The 6,695-nt window shown below is 68.7% G+C and carries 7 protein-coding genes and 1 pseudogene; 4 read left to right on the plus strand and 4 right to left on the minus strand.

The genetic code is table 11. The features are described 5' to 3' along the window. Positions 1-34: 34 nt before the first annotated feature. Genes AOK17_RS49385 through AOK17_RS41920 form a run of 3 tightly spaced genes read right to left on the minus strand, consistent with a single transcriptional unit; the run spans position 35 to position 2,353 of the window. Complete coding sequence (locus tag AOK17_RS49385) at positions 35-562, minus strand: WhiB family transcriptional regulator (RefSeq protein WP_206190928.1); 528 nt, start codon at positions 560-562, stop codon at positions 35-37. Positions 563-566: 4 nt separating this feature from the next. After that, a complete protein-coding gene (locus tag AOK17_RS41915) occupies positions 567-1,724 on the minus strand; it encodes a BN159_2729 family protein (RefSeq protein ID WP_055617900.1) in 1,158 nt (385 codons plus the stop codon). Further along, complete coding sequence (locus tag AOK17_RS41920) at positions 1,721-2,353, minus strand: RNA polymerase sigma factor (RefSeq protein ID WP_245697709.1); 633 nt, start codon at positions 2,351-2,353, stop codon at positions 1,721-1,723. Before AOK17_RS41920 ends, AOK17_RS41915 begins: the two co-directional genes overlap by 4 nt. A gap of 620 nt (positions 2,354-2,973) precedes the next feature. Here AOK17_RS41920 and AOK17_RS41925 point away from each other — a divergent pair. Both AOK17_RS41925 and AOK17_RS41930 read left to right on the plus strand, forming a co-directional pair. Next, entirely contained in the window at positions 2,974-3,423 is a 450-nt protein-coding gene (locus tag AOK17_RS41925; protein WP_245697711.1) for a helix-turn-helix domain-containing protein, read from the plus strand. Between the two features lie 201 nt (positions 3,424-3,624). Continuing rightward, complete coding sequence (locus AOK17_RS41930; RefSeq protein ID WP_055617902.1) at positions 3,625-3,879, plus strand: hypothetical protein; 255 nt, start codon at positions 3,625-3,627, stop codon at positions 3,877-3,879. 448 nt (positions 3,880-4,327) lie between these two features. Here the strand turns inward: AOK17_RS41930 and AOK17_RS54200 are convergent. Next, positions 4,328-4,654 (minus strand): annotated as a pseudogene (locus AOK17_RS54200) (DUF6344 domain-containing protein); the annotation flags it as partial. Between the two features lie 326 nt (positions 4,655-4,980). Here AOK17_RS54200 and AOK17_RS51865 point away from each other — a divergent pair. Both AOK17_RS51865 and AOK17_RS41940 read left to right on the plus strand, forming a co-directional pair. Continuing rightward, positions 4,981-5,109 (plus strand): DLW-39 family protein, encoded by a 129-nt coding sequence (locus AOK17_RS51865; protein WP_003999697.1) that lies wholly within the window; start codon positions 4,981-4,983, stop codon positions 5,107-5,109. Positions 5,110-5,392: 283 nt separating this feature from the next. After that, positions 5,393-6,695, plus strand: a 1,303-nt coding sequence (locus AOK17_RS41940; protein WP_055617904.1) for a hypothetical protein, incomplete at its 3' end; no start/stop codon positions are given.

The raw sequence follows: 6,695 nt of genomic DNA on the forward strand, positions 1-6,695 counted from the left end.
AGATGTGTATAAGGGCCAGGGCCGGGGCGGGGCCTTATCCGGTCGGGCGGAGGCGGGTGGTGCCCGTTCGCCGGTACTGGCTGGCGCCCTGCGCGTTGGCGGCCCGGCAGGCGTCGTCCACGGGCTCACCCCTGCGTACGTGCCGCTGGTACGCCGAGCGCGTGCCGCAGGGCGCCGGCTCGCTGCGGAGCAGGGGCGTTCCGGGCGGGGGCGGTGACTCGGGCGGGAGTACGGGGCCCCGCTTGAGCCGCTTCTCCAGCGCGTGGCGCTGAGGACCGGTCAGGCCCGCGACGATTCCCCCTCGATCACACTTCGGCAGACCGGCCTCGCGTCGCATGACGGCCGCCCGGCACTCCTCAAGGACCTCGCAGGAATGACACAGGGCTCTTGCTGTCGCACGGGTTCTGCCGGAGAACCACAGCTCGGGGTCCTCGTTCCGGCACAGGGCGCTCAACTCCCACGCCCTGCTGCGGCTGTCGCGCCCGTTCTGGTTCCGGTCATGGTCCAGGCAGCGGTCCTGGTCGTGGGCGGGGGCGGCGCCTCCGGTGATCGGCGTTCTCACTCGATCACTTCTCGCCCCGCGCCGCGGCCCGGTCGGTGGCCCGGTCCGCAGTGCGGTCAGCGGCCTCCCAGGTGTCCGGTCCTGTGCGTACGAGTCCAACGCGCCGGGTGTTCGGTACGGGTGGTCCGCTCGCCGCGTACGACAGGGCCGCCGAGGACGGGAGGGCGGGCACGGACGCCGGCGCGGGGGTGGGCCTTGGCCTCGACGGCGTTGGCGTCGGCATTGGTGCCGGGGCCGAGGTGGGTGGCGGGGCCGGTGTCGGTGTCCGAACGACCGTGAGCCGGGCGGTGGTGAGCTGGACGGCCCGGGACCGGCGCGCCTTGGGCAGAGGTGGAGTACCCGCCGAGGCGTCCGGCCGGGCTGTCACGGCCTTGTCGGGCGCTGCGGAGGAGGTTTCTGGCTCCAGTGCCACCAAGGGCCCCATCAGGGACGTCACATTGGCGAGTGTGCACCGCTCGGAACGGCCGTCCAGTGACAGCAGAGGCATGCCGCTCGGCGTCCGTCCGCCGTGGAAGTACCAGACGTCCCCGTGTGCGTCCCGCTGTGGCAACGCCAGGTTGTAAACGATCCCCTCGTACTCGTACATCTGTGGGGCGGGTTCGATCTGCGTGGCGTGTTCGCGTCCGTGACCAGGACCAGGACCAGTGCTCGCGGGAGCAGAGACGGGCCGGGGCCAAGGCGTCTGCTGCAGCTTGTGCGCGAGCACCGACACGCGGACGCCGGCATGACGGCTCTCGCCGACGACCGCGTGCCCCAGGGGTGCCTCCGCGTCGCGTCTGATGCCGAAGTGCGCGCGCCACCGCCGCCACTGCTCCTGGTCGGGGACGCGGATTTCGACGCGTACGCAGTCCCCGTCGGCCCGGATGCTGTCGACATCCGGGTGCCCGCCGATGTGCTGCTCGATGGTGGCCGCGACCAGCCTGGCCCGCTCGCACGAGTGGTCCCAGGCGAGAGCCTGCCTCTCCAGTTCCGTCAGCTGCCCGGGTACCCGGGCCCAGGCGCCGCTCGGCGTGCGGTGCAGAACGAGTCCGAACGTCCGCTCCGGATCCACCAGCAGGCGGGCCACATCGAGGGCGTGGGCGACGGCCCTGGCCTGGTTCGAGGTGCTCACTGAGAGCGCCGTACGGATCACGCGCTCTGCGTGGGGCAGGTTCCTGTTCATGCCGCGGCCTCCCTCTCAGAAGCCGCACGCAGTTTCTGCCTGGCCCGGAAGGTGAGTGCCTTGACCGCGCCGACGGTACGTCCCATGGCGCAGGCGGTCTCCTCGGGCGACATCTCGCCGATGAACCGCAGTTCCATGCACTGTCGCTGATGGCTGTTCAGCGTGTGCAGGGCGTTCCACACGGCTTCACGGGTCTCGATCGTCTCCAGCGTGTGCAGCGCGCCGGACTCGGCGCTGCGGTCGTGCGTGTCGCTGTCCCCTACTTCGGAGACCAGGGTTTCCAGCCGGGAGCGCTTGGTCCTCACCTCGTCCAGGTGCAGGTTTCTGGCGATGGTGAGCAGCCATGCCGTGAAGGCCGTGCCCTGCCAGGTGAAGCTCTCGATGTGGCGCAGCGCCTTGATGAAGACCTCCTGGGTGAGGTCCTCGGCCAGATGCCGGTTCCGGGTGCGGAAGAGGAGGTACCGGTATACGAAGTGCTGGTGATCGACGTAGAGAGCCGCGAATGCCTCGCGGTCGCCGGCCCGGGCCCGGTCGACCATGTCGGCTCCGGCCCCGTCCACCTCGGCGACCCTATCGACCACGTCGACATTGGCGACCTTGGCGATCACGTCGTTCCCGCCGTTCGTCAAGGCCGTCTGCCGACACGGTCTGGTCTCTCGTCTGATCTGTGCGGACACGGGCTGGGTGCTCCTTCTGCGCGAGTGCTTGTGGGTTTCGTCCTGGGGTCCTGGGCGGGTCCTGGGACGTGCCCCAGGTACGAGGGCTCTGCCGGGGGCCGGGGTGCTCTTCGACTGCAATACGCAATACTCGATATACACGTAGATGTAGATTCTCTGAGCGGGCGCCGGAGTTCCGGGGTCCAGGGGTGTGGATGGAAAGGCGGGCTGATGGTGGTCAGCGGTGGCCGCGGGTCGCAGGGGGCAAGGGGGCGGGTGTGCTGTGGTTGATCCGCCCGTCTCGCACGTGGATGTTCCTCCGTGCAGGCGATGCGGGGGCTGCCGGGCGTGCTCGATCGGTGCGATCTACACTATGCATGTAGATGTAGATACGTCAAGCGGGACAGCTGACGGTGGCACTCGGCAAACTCCGGCGGACGGCGGTAATCATGCGACTGAAGATGTGAAGGTGTGGAGACTCGGGCGTGTCGTAGCACTTGGGTGCGACACGATGCTTTCTGTTTACGGAAACTCAACCGATCGATCTGCGATCTACTTGCACTTGTAGATGTCGATGGTTGATGCTTGAGCTTGTGACCAGGAACTTTCAGCCGAATGGGGCGTCCGACGTGGACGAGCCGGACCTGGACCAAGACCAGGACCAGGACTTCGTTGTCGAGGGCGAGGACTTGCCCGTACTGCTTGAGCGTCTTCTCGGAGAGTCGCAGGGCAGGACCCAGAAGGACCTGGCCGCGGAGGCCGGTATCTCCTATCCGACACTCAACGCCTGGATGAACCGGACGCGTGGGACGTCCCGTATCGATCCGGAGCGGCTGCGTGCGATGGTCGAGGTGTTCCGTCGCTGGGGCGTGAGAACCACGCCGCGGGAGTTCTTCGCCTCCGTCGGTCGGCCGGTGCCCGGACCCAGCGGGGACGAACGCGAGGCGCAACTGCTCAAGCTGTACCGGCAGTTGCCCGAATCAAGACAGCGCGCACTGGTCAAGAACGCCGAAGCGATGCTCCAGCTCAGTCGCACGATCTGACGGCCCGTACGTGGGCAGGTCCTTCTGTCGGAGCGCATGTCCTGCCGCCGGAGCGGCGGAGTGGCACTTCCGGACTGGCAACTCTCCATGGAATACCCCAACAGCTCTTACCCAGAGAACACGTGCGGGTACGATCGGTAGGCCGCTGGCCTCCCGGAGCGGGATATCTGCATGCCCTCATGCATCCCTGGGGAGATACCTGTGTGCATCGTGATTTCTGTGGTGGACGACCTACCGAAGACCGCCATCTGGGACCCTGACGAAGTAAGCATCCTGGTGGCGCGCGGTACGGCTACCGGTGAATTAGTGCGCGAGGTCGCGGCGATTCTGACGATCGACCTCGGTGCGCCGGCCTCGATGGACGATCGTTTCGTCTGCTTCTGCGGCGCTCTGGTGGAGTTGCCGGGGGAACTGACAGCCCTGGTCGCCGTCGACTCGTCCTGGGAGTCCGTCTGACCGGAATTCGTCCATCCCTCCCGGGACCGTCGTGGGGCGCCTGCGACTCGGCCGGCGAAACGGTCGGCTGAAGGCGATGGCATATGCCTGTGGCGATGCTGGGGGTACGAGGTCATCCCCGAGTTGCCGAGCCGACGGCGGCCAGGACGGGAGCGTGAGCCGGCGCCGGGAGTTGGACCGGTGCCGAGGACTGTGAGGGGAGCATGACGGCACTGATGGGCGCGGCATCCATGGCGGGTGCTGCCGGGCCCGTCTGACCTGCCGGAGTTGCCGGTGGTGCTGCCCGCACGGTCTGTACCGCGGGTACGTCGACGGCGCCGGTCGTCAGGTGGGTGGTGCCGCAGGGACGGGCGGGTGCCGCGACGACATCCCTCGTGACAGGTTTCCTCACGCCGAAGTCCGTCGTATCGACGGCAGTAGGTACTGCGGCGCTCACGGCGGCGACGACCGCTGGTGCCTCGGCACTGTCCCGTGTGCCGGTGGCGTCCGTGTCCATGGCGTCCGTCGGCGGGCGGTGCCGGCAGGACGGTGAGGAACCGTGCGCCTCCGCGTGGATGCGCTGTTTCATCGTGGGTGGCAGGGAATTCGCCCGTGGGCGGGTCCAGATGGGCTCCTCCTGCGCCGTCGCGTCCTGCGGGGTGACGGTGTTGCGCGCTGCCTCCGTCGCGGGTACGGCGGCGACGGCGCTCGTCGTGATCAGTCCGAGTGACGTGCACAGCGCGAGGAAGGCGGTGACAACCGCGGTCCACAGGTTCACGACCGTGTTGCGAGTCATGGTCCCTCTCCTTTCGGGTGGGTGGATTTGCATACTTTCCTCATGATGTGTATGTCGGTTGCGAAGTGGCGGACCGACGGCCGTGGCGCGTCGATCTTCCGATGAACACCACCCGGATGGACCCAAGAAGCCAGAAAAGCGAGGAAGAGCAGCAAAAGTCACTGTGTGTGGTGACTTCTCACGCTCCGAAAGGAGCGCCGGCGTCCGGTTCTACTGCTGTGTGCCGTGCGGGAGTTGGCGGCCACGCAGGTCACTGATCGGTATCGGCCGGTGTGTATAGTCGGGCGGCAGAAGTCCCCTACGCCAAGGAAAGACGAGGTCTCGCGGTGAAGAAGCTTCTCCTGGTCGCACTGGCCGCCATCGGCGGGCTCCTCGTGTACCGCCAGATCCAGGCGGATCGCGCCGAGCAGGATCTGTGGACGGAGGCGACCGACTCCGTGCCCACGGGTTCGTGAGCATCGACGACAGCCTTAGTACAGACCCCGGCCGCCTTGCGGTCGGGGTTTTGTGTTGCCGGAGCAGGGTCGGGGCAGGGCCGGGACAGCGCGTTGTGGACGTCAGGCGTCGTGGACGTCACAGGAAGCGCTTGCGTGGCCGAACAAGGGGTGGCGCGGCGTCCTGAGGGGCAGGATGGTCGAGGCTTCACGGACGTCCGGGACAGCGTCGGGACAGCGCCGGCACCGGTCCGCGGACGCCCGGTGAGTGACGATCCGGTGCTACGGCGAGGGGTGGCGCGTGATGGGGCGGCGCACGGGACGGTGGCGCGGCCGTACGGTCCTGGCCGGGGCGGCGGCGCTCTTCGCGGCCGTGGCCTCGGCGGGACAGGCGACGGCGGCCGGCACTCCCCCTCCCTACCGCTTCGCCGCAGGCGCCGAGCAGGTCGAGGGGGCGACGGCACCTACGGATGCCGTACGGCTGACACCCGGCACGACCTATCGGAGCTCCGTCGGAGACAAGGGGAAGCTCTACTACAGGCTGCGGCTCGACGCCGTGTCCACGGCCTATGTGTCGGTCACCGCCGTCCCCAAGGCGGGAACGAAGGCCGTGTACTCGGACGGCATCAAGGTGTCCCTGCAGGACCCCAATGGCAACAAGTGCTTCTCCGGGGACGCCGGTGCCGCCAGGTTCGGGCCCACCGAGAGCCCACGGCCGATCACCGCCTGGGCCTCGCGCAGGGCGGGTCCCGGCACGTACACCTGCAAGACCGCGGGGGCGTACTCCGTGCTCGTCGAGCGCATCGGCGGTGCCGGGTCCTCGCCGGACGACTGGGAGCTGGAGCTTCGGTACGTGTCGGAGCCCGCACTGAAGAAGGCCGCTTCGACGACCGCCCCCGAGGTGTGGGACTCCGCGTCCCCGCAAGCGGTCGACGGCCCCGCCAGGATTCGTAGGGGCGGTACGAGCTTCAACGAGGCGCGTTCCCTGGAACAGGGCGTCTGGAAGGACGGGATCCGGGCCGGGCAGACGCTCTTCTACCGTGTTCCGGTCGACTGGGGGCAGCAGCTCTACGCCACGGCCGAACTGGGCCCGGCGAGCGGTGACGGATTCCTGGGCAACGCCCTCGGCCTGTCGCTCTACAACCCGGTGCGCGCCTTCGTGGACGACGCGGGCACCGGATACGACGGCAAGGCGAAGTCGGCCACGCTGGAGCCGCTGCCCCCGGTCGCCTACGAGAACCGGTACGACGTCGACGACCAGGTGAGCGGGATGCGGTTCGCGGGCTGGTACTACCTGGCCGTGCACCTCAGTACGGAGATGGCCGGCAAGTTCGGCGACGGGCCGTTCGACCTGACCCTGCGTGTGCGGGTGAGCGGTACGGCCGGGACACCGGCGGCGTACGACGGAACCGCCGTGCCGCCCGACGTGTTCGACGTGACCGCGGGGGACAAGGCCGAGGCATCGAACGGCGCCGCGGCGGCCGGCGGCGACGGGGGACCGGACGGGAACACCGCGATGAAGGCGGTCGCCGTGGGTGGGATCGGCGCGGGGACCGTGCTCGTGCTGGGGCTCGCCGTGTGGACCGTGGTGGCGCGGAGGCGGGTGG

Origin of the sequence: Streptomyces phaeochromogenes, assembly GCF_001418655.1 — a bacterium.
In the GTDB taxonomy this organism is placed as follows: Bacteria; Actinomycetota; Actinomycetes; order Streptomycetales; family Streptomycetaceae; genus Streptomyces; species Streptomyces phaeochromogenes.